Below are 14379 nucleotides of genomic sequence, written 5' to 3'. Positions count from 1 at the left end.
GCATGAAGGGGCAACAACATATTTTGGATGATAAAATCACCTTCAAAGAGATTGTGGAGAGATTCCGTATTTGGATCGGGTTTTTTCTCAGCAAGTGGAAGTTTTTATTTCTTGCAGGAATTATTGGTGCAGTAATTGGCGCTTTGGTATCAATTATTAAAAAACCTGTTTACCATGCCGAGACGACTTTTGTACTTGAAGAGTCTGATATGGGCGGCTTGAATCAAATGTCTGGCCTAGCCTCCCTTATGGGAATCAATATCGGTTCTCTTGGTGGATCTTCCAGTGGGATTTTCCAAGGTGACAACATCATGGAATTGTATAAGTCCGACAATATGTTGGGCAAAACATTGCTGAGTCCTTTCGATTCAGAATTATTGCTGATTGATAGATTCATTGAATTCAATGAGCTTTCTGATAAATGGAAAAGAAAAGTAGATTTAGACCAAATGGATTTCTCTATTTCAAGGGAGATGTTTACGGTTACCCAGGATTCAGTCGTCAAAGAAATTTCGAAAATCATCAGAGAAAAATACCTGGCAGTAGAAAAACCCAACAGAAAGCTAAGCATTATTCAGGTTAATATCAGTTCGAAAGACGAACACTTTGCGAAGGTCTTCAATGAAACCTTGGTTGACAATGTCAATTCTTTCTACTTCGAAACCAAGACCAAAAAAACTGCCGAAAATGTAGGCATATTACAGGTCCAATCTGATAGTGTCAGGGCGGTTTTGGATGAGAACTTGGTAGAATTTGCAGGCATGGCTGATAAGATCCCTTTTCCCAATCCCCTACTTCAAACCGCCACTGTAGAAGGAAGAAAAAAGCAGATCGATATTCAGGCAGCGTCAGCAGTCTATGCCGAAATCACCAAAAACCTGGAGATTGCAAAAGTCAACCATAGAAACAATTCCCCACTCATTCAGATCATAGACGGACCAAGGTTACCGTTGAGAATGACTAAAATCAAACTCCTCAAAGGGATTGTTTTTGGGGGTATTATTTTCTTTTTTCTGGCTTTGGCATATTTGTATTTCAGGAAACTGTACAGCCTGCATTTCACCGGATCCTGATCAATTTTGATTTTTTGACATGATTGAAAAACTAAATTCATATTCATTTTCCAATCTGATCAGAAATAAACCCATTCAGAATTTTGCATTTTTGGCTACCATTCAAGCCTCAAATGTAATCATCTCACTGATCACCATTCCCTTACTGATCCAATCCGTCGGGGTGGACCAATTCGGTTTGGTCAATTTGGCCCTGTCGATTATCGTGCTTTTCAATATCCTCGTGGGATTTGGCTACAACCTCAGTGGTCCCCGTGAGGTCGCTTTGAACCATCAAGACAAGCAGGCACTTTCGCATTTGGTTTCCAATATCATTTTTAGCAAAATGCTGATGGCCATGTTGGCAAGCTTGTGTATCCTTATTGCAATTTTTGCCATCGGGATGTTTCAGGAGTATCAATGGATTCTTTTGTTTTCGACCTTATTGCTTTTTTCAGAAGCCACGCTTCCACTTTGGTTTTTTCAGGGAATGGAAAAAATGAAAGTGATTTCCATTGCCAATGTCTTTAGCAAATTATTGTACCTGTTGGGGATCATTTTGTTCATTCATTCCCCTGAACAATCCATTTGGGTGAATTTCCTTATGGGAATTACAGGGCTAAGTATCAACCTATTGCTGCTTTTGTACATTCATTTCCAGATGAATATCAAATTCTATAAACCAAAATTTTTACAGGTTTTTGACTCTATCAAAGAAAATGGGTTATTCTTCCTTTCAAATATGGCAGGACATATTTCGATCAATGGCGGACTAATCATCCTGAGTTTTTTTTCAACAGCAGCAACACTCGGCATGTTCAGTTTGGCAGAGCGAATATCCATGGTATTACGACTATTTCCTTCTTTGGTTATTCAGGCGATTTACCCCAATGCTGCCCGTCTTTTCCAGACTGACAAAACCCGATTCTTTTCCTTTCTGAAAAAATCTTACTTCGTCACGCTCATATTAGGTCTGTTTGGGTCACTCCTGACTTTTGGATTTGCACCTTTTATTATTCAATTACTGGCAAAAAGCTATTTGGAAGAGTCTATTCAGTTTATGCGGCTATTGGCGTTTGTCCCGTTTTTAGCATGCCTAAACATTCCCAATGTCATGGTCTTTTTGGTTAAAGATCAAAAGTCCCTCATGTTCAGGTCTTCTTGGATGTCCACACTATACATGCTTCCCGCTTGTTCATTGTTGACTTATCATTTTGGAGGTTTGGGCTTGTGTTTTGGGTTACTTTCCACAGAACTGATCATTCTTGCTATCTGCACAATTTTAAACTTTTCCAGAAACAGAACCGATGTTCTTGCTTTTTGGAAAAGCATAGCATAAAAATTCACCGAAAAGGCTAATTTTGAAGTATCCTTCTCAACCAAAAAATATATTTCAACCTTATCCTGAGTTATATCAGTATTGATCAGATTTTTGAATGGATCCAAAATCCCACCCTTCTGTAGCCATCATTATTGTCAATTGGAATGGATATGCCTTGACCCAATCCTGTCTGATTTCTCTCAGCAAGGTCAGCTATCCCAATTTCAAGGTGATATTGGTGGACAATGGGTCAGTGGACGGTTCGGTCACAAAACTAAAATCAGAATTCCCCAATATCACATTCATTGAGAGCAATACCAACCTTGGATTTACCGGTGGCAACAACCTGGGAATGGAATGGGCCTTGGGCAAGCCATTTGATTATATACTGCTACTCAATAATGACACCATTGTGGAACCTGATTTTCTGGAACCATTGGTCGATTTCTTAAAAGGGAACCCCACCTATGCTGCCGTTCAGCCTAAAATCATGTATGAAAAGGAAAGGAACAAAGTTTGGAATGCAGGAGGGGGATATTTCAGGTGGTTGCAGATGAGTTGGTCCATTGGAATCGGCAAAGAGGATGTAGGTCAGTACCAAACTGAAAAAGACACCCATTGGATCACAGGATGCGCGATTCTGATCCGAGCAAAAGTGATCAAGGAAATTGGAATGCTGGATGAGCGGTTTTTTGCCTACTACGAAGATGTGGATTGGTCTTTGAGAATGAAAAAACAGGGATATAACCTGCGCTATCTTCCCCAATCAAAGATTTACCATGTGGCAGGCGCTTCTTCCATAAAACCCATCAAAACCAAAGAAGGCACTATCCCCCCGATCATTCACTACTATCGGACCAGGAATCATCTCTTTTTGATCCGAAACCATGCAAATCCGATCTCCTTTGTATTAAGTTTGCTATATCAAACGATCAAGAATGCTGCCTTTGTCCTATACCTCGCGATGAGAGGAAGATTCAATAAAGTAAAGGCCATCCTAAAAGGTCATTATGATGGCCTCTTTGTAAAAAGTAAATTATGAATTCTTCCAAATTATTCCCTGATATCGAAGCTTATTCCAAAGAAATAGGGCTTTCTCCAGAAATGCTGGAAGAAGCTTTCCTTTTGGAAAACCGGTACCACGACTTGTTGATCCAAGAAAAAGACGCACAAAAGCGGGAAAAGTTGTATGATGAGTTCTACAGCAACTTGCTGCAGTTTTATGGTAGGACCACAAAGGAAGACGATTCACTTGAAATCAAGATTGCCAGTAAAGATCCACAGGTCACGCTTTTTGAAAAGGAACTCAAAGGAAAATCAATTATTGATTTTGGATGCGGTGAGGGTCATTTCTTGATGAATATCCAAAAAAAGCTTCCCTATAAGAAGTTGACAGGTGTAGATGTTTTTATTCCTGAAAATCTAAAAAAACACCCTGAGATTAATTTTATAGCTGCTGGGATCATCAATTTTCAAACCGACGAAAAGTTTGAAGTGGCTTTTTCGGATAATGTGATTGAACATTTGGCACCCTTGGATTTGAATGACCACCTCAAATCTGTCTATGACAGTTTGGTGCCGGGAGGAAAATTTATTTTGGTCATGCCAAACCGCCTTTTTGGACCCATGGACATCACGCGGATATTGGATAATTCCAGTTCGGGAAAAGTCGAAGCAAAAGGGGGACATTTGAATGAATCCACCTACTACGAAATGACTGCCGCACTTTCCAAGGTGGGTTTTGGTAACTTCCAAACAGTCCTGCCCATTCCGAAATACAAATACACCCTGTTTAAAAACAACAGGATAAAGCCTAACGGAATCATTGGGATAGAGAAAAGTAAATTTTTATTGAATATATTCAGGGGGATAAAAGTTAAAGGAAGGTGCCCCATCAGGTTTACTGTAACTTTGATCTGCCAAAAGCCTGAAAACCGTTGATAGAATACTCGCTGTTTATTTTTGTCTTATTGGGTTTTGTACCGCTGCTGTACATCACCCTCAAAGCCATGGTCTTCAAAGGAAAATGGGAATATGTGGTGTTTTTCCTCTTGGCCTACCTCCCATTTCACATTTCAGTATTGAGTATTGTTTATCAGGTTTCCTATTCAAGCATACCTGTTACTTTTTTCCAACTAACCAAGGACCTTTTGGTCATTCTGGCCTTCTTGCTTTTTATTCTTTATCATAAAAACATCTTTGAATACCCCTTCCGCTTGAACAGGGTGGATATGATTTTCTCGGCTTTTATTGGGCTTGCATTTTTATACCTGTTTTTACCTTTGGGGGAAGCTACCTTTATCAGCAAAGTGTTATACTTTAAAAATATGCTTATTCCTGCTTTGGTTTATTTTTTGGGCAGAAACACAACATTCAATGATCGGGAAATAAACAATGTGTTTCGCATCATTTTCGTCATTGCCATAGCAGCATTTGCCTTCAATATTGTCGAAGGGATTTTGGATACGCACCTCCAAAGTTATACGGGTTATGCCATGTTTATTCAGGGAATCAATCAGATTGAACCAAGCGGAAATTTTGGACTTCAATGGACATTTGAAACCCAAGCCATTACCAAACGATTTGCTTCTTTTTTTGCCGACCCACTTGAATTGGCGAGTTCGGTCCTGATGGGTTTTGCGGCAGGGCTGATTTGGTTTTTGACGACCAAAAGAGCATACAGCTTCTTTTATTTATTGGTCATGTTTTGTTCTTTGGGCAGCCTCATCTTCTCAGCTTCGAGGGCTGCTTTTGCTGCTTTTTTTGTCATGATTTTCTTTATTGCCATGGTGTTCAGGCTGTACAAATTGATTTTGTTTGGAATAGTTGTCGCATTGGCATTTGTGGTGTATATCTTGTTTTTCGCCTCGGAGGATTTCTATTTCTTTGTAGTAGATACAATTACCTTTCAAAATGCCTCAAGTGTGGGCCACTTACTTGAATGGTTTCTGGCTTTGGATTCCATGATTGAAAGTCCTTTTGGAATAGGTCTTGCCATGAGCGGTAATCAGGGCAGCGTAACTGATGAGGTCAGGATAGGTGGAGAAAATCAATTCCTGATTTATGGGGTGCAAATGGGTTTCATTGGAATGATCCTATATATTTTACTCCTCGCTTATGGAATTTCCTACAGCATCAAAGTTTTCAGGGAGGAGGAAAATGTGATGACCGCCCGGGTGGCATTTACAGCTGCTGCGGTAAAAGTCGGCATGCTGCTGCCTTTGTTTACAGCGAATGCAGAAATGTATGCTTATGTCAGTTGGATATCTTGGTGGATGATCGGCTATGCCATGAACCATTACTCAAAAGCAAAGATTCGTGATGAAAAAGCCTAGGATTCTTATCGACGTCTACTACCTGCATGTGGCGCAGACAGGTATCAGAACCTATATTACCTCGCTCTGTGAGGAGATATTAAGGAGGAAAGAAACAGACTTTGAATATATCATCAGTCCCGATTACCAATTGACCAAAACCAAGAAATACTTTAGGGGTAATACATCAAAGTGGAAAAACCTCCTATTTCAGTTGCTCTATTTTTTCAGAAAACAGGTTATCCTGCCTTTACTATCCTATTACCATCAAGCTGACTTGGTTTTCAGTCCTGATATACTCAGTCCCATATGGTCTCGTGGGAAAAAAGTTTCTGTCATCCACGATACCTTTTTTTGGGACAGTCCGGAACACTACCAAGCCCTTTGGCTTAAGTTTTTCTTGTTCTTTTTGAAAAATGGCTTGAAGCATCAAGGTGAAATCATCACGATCACCAACTTTTCCAAAGAACGATTAAGGGAAATTGAGGCTTTCAAAAATATTTCCAAAAGAGTGGTTTACCCTGCCACAGGTTTGGTATCGAATAAGGAAAGCAGGAACCATCAACCTGAGTTTCAATATTTCTTACATGTAGGAGTCATGGAAAAGCGGAAAAACCTGGGAATGCTTATCGAGGCATTTGGTAAACTTGTTCAGCAAGAAACATACAAAGACCTGAAATTGGTTTTGGTAGGTTCAAGGGGAACCAGAAAAACTTTGGATGATCATGACCACCTTAAAAATCTTGTAGAAAAGCTACACTTAGAGGAAAAAGTGATTTTCCCTGGGTATGTTACTGAGGAAGAACTAGCAGGATATTTTGAAAATGCCATTGCTTATGTCTTTCCATCGCTGAATGAAGGATTTGGTTTGCCGGTATTGGAAGCTTTTTCTTTTGGCTTGCCGGTCATCATTTCGAAGCAAGGTGCACTGATGGAAGTGGCAGGAGATGCAGCCATGGTTTTGGAAGAAAACACCAAAGAAGCACTCCAAGCTGCCATGGTTCGGTTATTGGAAGACCTAAACCTTAGGAATGAACTTTCTAAAAAAGGCAGAATTAGACTCAATGAATTTTCAACGGAGAAGTTTTTCCTATCTTTGGAGGAGACTTTTAAACACATCTTGAATGGGTAACTTCTTGGGTAAATCCATCAGTAATCTTACCAAAAACAATTTCAGTGACCGCTTTGGTGCCGATTGGGACAGGCTCTCCACTACCGGAGTGTTGGTCAGAATGGCTATCTGTTGGTTGAGGGGGATGTGGGTGCGTTGGCGTTTGGGTTCATCCAAAGGTTTGTTTTTGGTCGGCAAGCGGGTGACCATCCGTCAAGCGGCTTACATTCATGTGGGTAAAAATTTTATCGCCCAGGACCATTGTGAGATCAACGGACTTTCCCAAAAAGGCTTGGTCTTTGGGGACAAAGTCACGATAGGCAGTTATGCCATTATCCGGCCCAGCAACCTGTACGGCGGTGAGGCTGGGGTTGGATTAAAAGTTGGTAATAACAGCAATATCGGGCCCTACAGTTATATAGGCTGCTCGGGATATATAGAGATAGGAGACAATGTGATGATGTCGCCCCGGGTCAGTATCTATTCAGAAAACCATAATTTTTCAGATCCGGAAATCCCCATGAACGAGCAGGGCGTGACCCGTTCCTTTGTGAAAATTGAGGATGACTGCTGGATAGCTGCCAACTCTGTGATTTTGGCTGGAGTCACCATTGGAAAGGGTTCTGTCGTAGCCGCGGGAAGCATTGTGACCAAGGATGTCCCTCCTTATTCCATTGTAGCTGGCAACCCCGCCAAAGTAATCAAAAACAGAAAAGATAACCCAAGTTAAAGATGGCTTCGATTCTGATGCTTCATGGCTCTTCCGACTTGTATGGTGCCAGCAAAATCTTCCTCAAATCCGTAACAGCACTGAAAGCAGCTGGGCATGAGGTGTACATTGTTTTGTCCGAAGATGGCCCATTGATAAAAGGGTTGGAAGGAAGCGGTGCCGTGGTCTTTTTGCATAAGCTGGGGATATTGAGAAGAAAATATTTCAACCCATCAGGATTAATCAATAGGGCCAAGACCATTCGAAAGGCAAATGTCTTTTTGGAAAACCTGATCAAAGAAAAGAAAATTACCCATGTCTACTCCAATACCGCAGCAGTCCTAGTGGGTGCATTGGCAGCCAAAAATACCGGCACAAAACACATTTGGCACCTGCACGAGATCTTGGTTTCCCCAAAGTGGTTTGTCCTCTTAATGGGAAAAATGATCAACCGCTATGCAGATCAGGTAGTGGTCGTGTCCCAAGCAGTTTGGGACAGTTGGAAAGTATGGATCGATGCATCCAAGATGGTTTTGTTGTACAATGGCATTGACTATGACCCCTATTTGCAAGACAGTCCCAATATCCTTCATGAAATCCCATCTGGAGAAGACAAAGTCATCATCGGCATGATCGGACGGGTAAGTCATTGGAAAGGTCAGCTATACTTTTTGGATATTGCCCAAAATCTGTTGGAAAAGCACCAAAACATCCATTTTTTGATCGTTGGTGATGCCTATCCTGGGACTGATCATTTTGTAACCGAGATGCTGGCAAAAATCAAAACCTTGGCTTTGGAAAAAGAGGTGACTTATCTGGGTTATCGGGAGGACATTCCTGAAATTCTACGAAGTTTGGATATCTTCGTATTGCCTTCCATCCTTCCTGACCCGCTACCCACAGTAATCCTGGAAGCCATGGCTTCTGCCAAACCTGTGGTAGCGACAGCCCATGGTGGGGCATGTGAGATGCTGTTGGATGAGGAAACAGGGTTTTTGATGAATTGGGACAATGCAGCCAAAGCAGCTACATTGATTGAAAAATTGATTTTGGATAAAAGCAGGAGATTGGAAATGGGCATCAAAGGGAAAAAGCGGGTTCTCGAAAAATTCTCGCCCGAGGCCTATCAATCCAATTTCGTCAGGATTTTTGAAAATGACTAAAGAGAAACAAACACTGAAAGTGGCCATACTTGGATCAAGGGGCTATCCGTATGTCTATAGTGGATACGAAACCTTGATTAAAGAACTCGGGGAACGACTCCAAAAAAGAGGCGTGGAAGTTAGGGTTTATTGCCACCGCTCACTTTTTAAAAACAAACCCACAGCCGTCAATGGCATCAAGTTGGTTTACATGCCTGCCATTGAACAAAAGAGCCTGGCACAATTGACCCATTCGTTTTTTTCCATGATCCATGCCTGCTTTTCGGATGTGGATGTCATTTTTATGGTCAACAGTGGAAATGGACTTTTTGGAATCATCTCCAGGCTATTCAGAAAACCGACAGCCATCAATGTGGACGGAATGGAATGGTTGCGTCCAAAATGGAAAGGGATTGGTGCGAAGTATTTCCTGTTTGCCTCTCGTATGGCGACCAAATTCTACGACCGCATCATCAATGATTCGGATGAAATGCAAAAAGTCTACGAAGAATTGTTCAATGCCAAATCCACCGTCATTGCTTACGGGGCCAATCCTTCTTACGAATCTGATCCAAAGAAAATAGAAAAATGGGGACTTGAAAAAGAAGGCTATTACCTGATAGTGGGCAGGATGATCCCTGACAACAATGCTGACTTGATCCTAGAAGGATTTATACAATCCGATTCAACCAGAAAATTGGTCATTGTAGGTGATGTTCCCTTTCAGGATGAATATGCTATACGACTCAAGAACATGAAAGATGATAGACTGCTGTTCACAGGTTATGTCACCGATCCCGAAGAACTGAAAGCACTATACCACAATTGCTTTGCCTATTTTCATGGACATGAGTTTGGCGGCACCAACCCTACCCTGATCAAAGCTATGGCCTATGGCTGTGCCATCCTCGCCCTGGATACCCGCTTCAGTCGGGAGACCTTGCAGAACGGAAAGCATGGATGGTTTTTTGAAAAAAATAAGACTTCGGTTGCGAAATTGATTGAAAAAGCTGAAATGTCCCCTGAAGAAATACAGAAACTCCGCGATACCGCAAGAGCAGGATTGACAGACAAATACAATTGGGATCGGGTGACCGATAGGTACTTGGAGGTGTTTGAGGGGTTGAGGAAATCTTAGACCTTTGAGGTTTTTTTTCAACCTCGAAGGTCTTTCGGGTGGTGATATGTTTCTTTTAATTTTGACCTAATTACCAGAAAAAAACCTTCGAGGCCCTGGCTTCGCGGATGGGAAGACCTCAAAGGTTGTGGGTGTCGACCTTTGAGGTTTTTTTTTAACCGCGAAGGTCTTTCGGGTGGTGATATGTTTCTTTTAATTTTGACCTAATTTCCTGAAAAAAATCCTTCGAGGTCCTGTCGTCGCGGATGGGAAGACCTCAAAGGTTGGATGGGTTAGACCTTTGAGGTTTTTTTTTAACCGAGAAGGTCTTTCGGGTGAGGATATGTTTCTTTTTTTAAATTAAAGCAATTCCTGAAAAAAAACCTTCGAGGTCCTGCCGTCGCGGATAGGAAGACCTCAAAGGTTGTGCTTGTTACCACATAGAAACATAGAGCACATAGTTTTACTATTCCATTACTTTGAAATGGCTTAAAAAACACTGCCTCAATAGCTATGTGATCTACATGTTCTATGTGGTAATCAAATAACCTCAAGGGTTTAATTTTTTACCACATAGATGCATAGCACACATAGTTTTTTACTTTTTACTAGCATTCAAAATGTTAAAATAAACACTTCCTCAATGGCTATGTTTTTGACAATATTTTGTGGAAATTAAAGCTGAAATGATTTTAAACCTCAAATTTTTAAAATATGGAAAAGTCGAAGGAGTATCTTGACAAATTAACTTACAATGTTGTTGGAGCTGCAATTGAAGTCCACAGGATTTTAGGTCCAGGTCTTTTGGAGAAAGTTTATCAAAAATGTCTTGCCCGGGAATTGTATCTCAGGAATATAAAATTCAAAGAACTGATCAAAATTCCCTTTGACTACAAAGGTGAATTTGTCGATCTGGATTTGGTATTTGATTTCTTTATTGAAGATATATTGGTTGTGGAGATCAAAGCTGTACAAGAAGTAATCCCCTTGTTCCACGCACAAACCTTGGCCTATATGAAATTACTTAAGGCTCCTAAAGGGATTTTGATAAATTTTAACTCGATTAATATTTTTCACCATGGTCAAAAAACCTTTGTGAATGAACACTACGAGATGCTTCCAGATTAGCTTTCAATTTATTCTACCACATATTGATTCAGTGCTATGTGCTCTATTCTACTATGTGGTAAATATTGATTTCAACACAATATTGATTGGGTCCTATGTGCTCTATGTTTCTATGTGGTAATTATTGTTTTTCCATCCTAAAAGGGTGACATGTTTATCGATTGCATGACAAAGTAATGATCAAGTAGGTTTTGGCTAATTTGATGGTTAATTGAGAAGGTGGGTAATCGCCAAAACAGGGAAGGTGTAATTTACCACAGAGGAATTTGTTCTTTTACCACATAGATGCATAGAACACATAGCTTCAAAAATAACATTACTTCAAAGGCTATGTGCTCTACATGTTCTGTGTGGTAATCAAAAAAATCAAAGCTAAAGGGGGGGGGGGGGGGGGGGTAAGTTCGCACTATCCCTTACTTTGGTGGGAAGTAACAAGTGATAAAGTCTGAAGACTTAAATTGTGGGGTCCAAGCCTGAAGACTTGAACCAACTTATTTCCCCAAATCAAACCTCCGTACCACCTCCCATCTCCCCTCTACTTTCTTCAACAAAGCAATATCATTTACCTCAAGTTTCTCTTTGAATGTTTGGGTTTTGATAAAGGCCCAATACGCATCGAATAATTTCGGTTTGATGTCCTTAAAGGCAATGGTCATGTGGGGATGATAAGCCCTGTCACTGAGTTCTTCAACCAATTTCAGTTCTGTCTTGCAAAATTTTGACAATAATAGCTGAATATCGGTGAGATCCTGATTCTTCTTCACGTGGATAAAAATAACCCTCTTACCAAACTTATCAAACCCGTTCAAATTCAAACTAAAAGGTTCAATTGACCTGCAAAACCCCGCCAATAAATCCCCCAATTTCTCTTCTTTGTTTTCATTCCATAGAAAGGGCATCTTCAAGGTAATATGTGCAGGCGACTTGAGGGCGTATTTCAGATTGAACTTTTCTTTCATTAGGTTTTTCAGTGCCGTAGCCTGCAGCTGTACAAGTCCCTCAGGTACGATTGCCAAAAAATATTTTGCTTGAGTATATGCCATTTAAAACAAATATAAAGCTTTTAGAGAAGGAGGTGGTCAAATTTCGGAGAGTTTCGATTAAATTGTAAAAACAAATATTCCAAAGAAAATTTTAAAAGTGTAAATTGAAATTCAATTAATATTGTTGCTCATATGAAGAATTTTGAAAAGGCAATGGTCGGTTTGGACCTTACAGAAATGGATGAAATTCTCATCCCTAAAATTTCAGCTGTATCCGGCATCCTTGGTATACAAAAGATATATTTTATCCATGTTTCAAAAGACCTTTCCCTTCCTGAAGAGGTCAAAAAAAATTTCCCCGACTTGGTAGCCCCTGCTGATGAAGCCATTAAATCGGAGATTAAATCCCTGCTTGCATCAAGTAATTTCCCTAAAAACATAGAAATTGAAATTGTAGTGGAAGAGGGAAATCCCATGTCCACAGTCCTGAGATGGGCTAAAATTAAAGATGTTGATCTGATGATCATGGGCAGGAAAAAAGTGTTGGAAGGAAGTGGTTCATTGGCAAAATCACTGGCCCAAAAAGCACCATGTTCGGTCATGTTTATCCCCGAACTGGTTAATATCAAAATTCCTGAAAGGATATTAGTCCCAATGGATTTCTCGGCGCACTCTCACTTTACTTTTCAATTTGCAGAAAAAGCAGCTGAAGAATTCAACTCCACCATATTTGGGCTGCACTTGTACGAAGTACCTTCCGGTTATTACAAAACAGGGAAATCATTTGATGAATTTGCCGAAATCATGAAGTCTCATGCAAAGAATGACTACGAAAAATTTCTTGAAAAATATGCGCATAATCCATTTGAGTGCATGTTTGTGCTCAATGACAGTGGAAACGAAGGAAGGTTCATTATAGACAAAGCCAATGAATTGAATATAGATCTGATTCTGATGGGTAGTCGAGGCAGGACCTCATCTGCAGCAGTACTACTGGGCAGTATCGCAGAAAAACTTGTTCAGGCAAATAATGAAGTACCCATGTTGATCTTCAAAAAGAAAGGCGAAACCATGAGTTTCTTTGATGCGCTTATGAAGATTTAATAGGCATTTTTTCTGTTTAATACCAATTCATATACAGTTAGAATGCATATTTTAAGGTCAAGTAACAAGGTCCAATTCTGGATATAAAAATAATCCAAGCGAACCCTTGAACGTATCTGATGGGGTTTTTCTATTTCTCCTCTATATCCTTTCACTTGTGCCAAGCCTGTAATCCCGGGCTTGATTTTGTGGCGGGAATTGTATTTTTCTATCTGATTCTTAAAAGCCTTGTTGATTGGAATAGGGTGTGGTCTTGGTCCTACAATGGACATATCCCCCAACAGTACATTGATGAATTGCGGCATTTCGTCCAAAGAAGAATGTCGTAAAAATGAACCGATTCTGGTCACTCTCGGATCATTTTTTACCGCCTGATGCGTATCCGCATAATCATTCGGGGTCATAGACCTGAATTTCAAACAAAGAAATATTTTATTGTTTACGCCATTTCTTTCCTGAATAAAGAATATGGGACCTTTGGATTCAAGCTTGATCAAAATACCTACCAATGGTATCAGCCAACTCAAAATAAAGATGATAACGAAGAGCGAAAAAATAATATCAAACGAGCGCTTAAGAAACCTATGTACAACATGGTCCAAGGGAATCTCATTGACATTGATGACTGTCAAGTCCCCATACCTGGAAAAAGAAAGATTTTTCTCCAGTTGAAGTGCTCCACTGGGAATAATTTTAACTTTGATAAAATGATCATCTGCAAAAGCAATTACCTTTTTGATGATCTTTTTATCCAAAAATTCATTGATATAGATCAGGTCTATACCCAAAGTCTCAGCCTCTTCAAAAAAGGACTCTATCTTACCCCTTGTATTAGTGCTTTTCTCAATATCATCGTAATATCCCAAAAATTTAATCCCAAAATCTTTTCTTAACTTAAATACATCTTCAAGGCGATTTCCCATTCCCCCACTGCCAATAATTACTGCTTTCCTAAAATCAAAACCTTGCACATGCAGTCTTTTGATAAAATAATGCCATGAAATTCTATAGAATAAAAGCACAAAAAACAGGATTGCCGCCAAAGACACAAAGGAAAGCAACCTCAATGCATTGTCATGAAAAGGCATCCAAATCATGGAAATAATCACCAAAAACCATGCAAGCGAACCCATTAATTTTTTGAAAGTTTGATTGGGTTCGCTGGTCCGTTCAAATTTGAAGTCTTCTTTCAGAATGGTAATTACCATCCATATCATAATAAAAACAGGGAAATTCAAAAAATCCAAGCCTTTGAAATCAGAAAAGTGCTGAAATAGGAAGGTGGAGATAAAAAAGGAAAGAGATACTGCCGCAATGTCACCTAAAACGAAAACCCACGGAAAATATTTATATAAGCGTTTTTTCATAAAAATCGTAAATCTACCATTCCATTACGTA

Annotated in this window: 13 protein-coding genes; 11 read left to right on the top strand and 2 right to left on the bottom strand. The window is 39.9% G+C overall.

Features of this window, described 5'->3' with window-relative positions:
• Positions 1–2 precede the first annotated feature (2 nt).
• From HMJ38_RS06445 to HMJ38_RS06400, 10 genes are all read left to right on the top strand, one after another.
• A complete protein-coding gene (locus tag HMJ38_RS06445; protein WP_194973554.1) occupies positions 3–1073 on the top strand; it encodes a GumC domain-containing protein in 1071 nt (356 codons plus the stop codon).
• Between the two features lie 19 nt (positions 1074–1092).
• Positions 1093–2391: an oligosaccharide flippase family protein gene (locus HMJ38_RS06440; RefSeq protein WP_194973553.1), complete on the top strand. Its 1299-nt coding sequence runs from the start codon at positions 1093–1095 to the stop codon at positions 2389–2391.
• Between the two features lie 97 nt (positions 2392–2488).
• A complete protein-coding gene (locus HMJ38_RS06435; RefSeq protein ID WP_194973552.1) occupies positions 2489–3415 on the top strand; it encodes a glycosyltransferase family 2 protein in 927 nt (308 codons plus the stop codon).
• The gene (locus tag HMJ38_RS06430; RefSeq protein WP_194973551.1) at positions 3412–4314 is read left to right on the top strand and encodes a class I SAM-dependent methyltransferase; all 903 of its coding nucleotides are present in this window, start codon (positions 3412–3414) and stop codon (positions 4312–4314) included. Before HMJ38_RS06435 ends, HMJ38_RS06430 begins: the two co-directional genes overlap by 4 nt.
• Entirely contained in the window at positions 4311–5708 is a 1398-nt protein-coding gene (locus HMJ38_RS06425; protein WP_228779923.1) for an O-antigen ligase family protein, read from the top strand. Before HMJ38_RS06430 ends, HMJ38_RS06425 begins: the two co-directional genes overlap by 4 nt.
• Positions 5695–6819 carry a glycosyltransferase family 4 protein gene (locus tag HMJ38_RS06420; protein WP_194973550.1) on the top strand — a complete coding sequence of 375 codons (1125 nt, stop codon included), beginning with the start codon at positions 5695–5697 and terminating at the stop codon, positions 6817–6819. Before HMJ38_RS06425 ends, HMJ38_RS06420 begins: the two co-directional genes overlap by 14 nt.
• Positions 6812–7528: an acyltransferase gene (locus tag HMJ38_RS06415; protein WP_194973549.1), complete on the top strand. Its 717-nt coding sequence runs from the start codon at positions 6812–6814 to the stop codon at positions 7526–7528. The genes HMJ38_RS06420 and HMJ38_RS06415 overlap by 8 nt, the downstream gene beginning before the upstream one ends.
• A 2-nt stretch (positions 7529–7530) precedes the next feature.
• The gene (locus HMJ38_RS06410) at positions 7531–8670 is read left to right on the top strand and encodes a glycosyltransferase family 4 protein (protein WP_194973548.1); all 1140 of its coding nucleotides are present in this window, start codon (positions 7531–7533) and stop codon (positions 8668–8670) included.
• Positions 8663–9787, top strand: a complete 1125-nt coding sequence (locus tag HMJ38_RS06405) for a glycosyltransferase (protein WP_194973547.1) — start codon at positions 8663–8665, stop codon at positions 9785–9787. The genes HMJ38_RS06410 and HMJ38_RS06405 overlap by 8 nt, the downstream gene beginning before the upstream one ends.
• Before the next feature lie 693 nt (positions 9788–10480).
• On the top strand, positions 10481–10894 hold the full coding sequence (locus tag HMJ38_RS06400; protein ID WP_194973546.1) for a GxxExxY protein: 414 nt from the start codon (positions 10481–10483) through the stop codon (positions 10892–10894).
• A 491-nt stretch (positions 10895–11385) separates the two neighbouring features.
• Here the strand turns inward: HMJ38_RS06400 and HMJ38_RS06395 are convergent, their stop codons facing one another.
• Positions 11386–11937: a 2'-5' RNA ligase family protein gene (locus tag HMJ38_RS06395; RefSeq protein WP_194973545.1), complete on the bottom strand. Its 552-nt coding sequence runs from the start codon at positions 11935–11937 to the stop codon at positions 11386–11388.
• A 132-nt stretch (positions 11938–12069) separates the two neighbouring features.
• On the opposite strand from HMJ38_RS06395, the gene HMJ38_RS06390 reads away from it, so the two are divergent.
• Positions 12070–12981 carry a universal stress protein gene (locus tag HMJ38_RS06390; protein WP_194973544.1) on the top strand — a complete coding sequence of 304 codons (912 nt, stop codon included), beginning with the start codon at positions 12070–12072 and terminating at the stop codon, positions 12979–12981.
• Here the strand turns inward: HMJ38_RS06390 and HMJ38_RS06385 are convergent.
• On the bottom strand, positions 12978–14348 hold the full coding sequence (locus tag HMJ38_RS06385; RefSeq protein WP_194973543.1) for an exopolysaccharide biosynthesis polyprenyl glycosylphosphotransferase: 1371 nt from the start codon (positions 14346–14348) through the stop codon (positions 12978–12980). The two genes, HMJ38_RS06390 and HMJ38_RS06385, sit on opposite strands and share 4 nt — an antisense overlap.
• Positions 14349–14379 lie beyond the last annotated feature (31 nt).

The organism is Aquiflexum lacus (assembly GCF_015476655.1).
In the GTDB taxonomy this organism is placed as follows: Bacteria; Bacteroidota; Bacteroidia; order Cytophagales; family Cyclobacteriaceae; genus Aquiflexum; species Aquiflexum lacus.
The sequence above is the reverse complement of the archived record's forward strand: the minus strand, read 5'-3'. Positions and strand labels throughout refer to the sequence as shown.

Coding starts and splice junctions, on each gene's coding strand:
- HMJ38_RS06430 (WP_194973551.1), top strand. CDS start 3,412: ATGAATTCTTCCAAATTATTCCCTGATATCGAAGCTTATTCCAAAGAA.
- HMJ38_RS06400 (WP_194973546.1), top strand. CDS start 10,481: ATGGAAAAGTCGAAGGAGTATCTTGACAAATTAACTTACAATGTTGTT.
- HMJ38_RS06420 (WP_194973550.1), top strand. CDS start 5,695: ATGAAAAAGCCTAGGATTCTTATCGACGTCTACTACCTGCATGTGGCG.
- HMJ38_RS06405 (WP_194973547.1), top strand. CDS start 8,663: ATGACTAAAGAGAAACAAACACTGAAAGTGGCCATACTTGGATCAAGG.
- HMJ38_RS06445 (WP_194973554.1), top strand. CDS start 3: ATGAAGGGGCAACAACATATTTTGGATGATAAAATCACCTTCAAAGAG.
- HMJ38_RS06440 (WP_194973553.1), top strand. CDS start 1,093: ATGATTGAAAAACTAAATTCATATTCATTTTCCAATCTGATCAGAAAT.
- HMJ38_RS06435 (WP_194973552.1), top strand. CDS start 2,489: ATGGATCCAAAATCCCACCCTTCTGTAGCCATCATTATTGTCAATTGG.
- HMJ38_RS06390 (WP_194973544.1), top strand. CDS start 12,070: ATGAAGAATTTTGAAAAGGCAATGGTCGGTTTGGACCTTACAGAAATG.
- HMJ38_RS06395 (WP_194973545.1), bottom strand. CDS start 11,937: ATGGCATATACTCAAGCAAAATATTTTTTGGCAATCGTACCTGAGGGA.
- HMJ38_RS06415 (WP_194973549.1), top strand. CDS start 6,812: ATGGGTAACTTCTTGGGTAAATCCATCAGTAATCTTACCAAAAACAAT.
- HMJ38_RS06385 (WP_194973543.1), bottom strand. CDS start 14,348: ATGAAAAAACGCTTATATAAATATTTTCCGTGGGTTTTCGTTTTAGGT.
- HMJ38_RS06410 (WP_194973548.1), top strand. CDS start 7,531: ATGGCTTCGATTCTGATGCTTCATGGCTCTTCCGACTTGTATGGTGCC.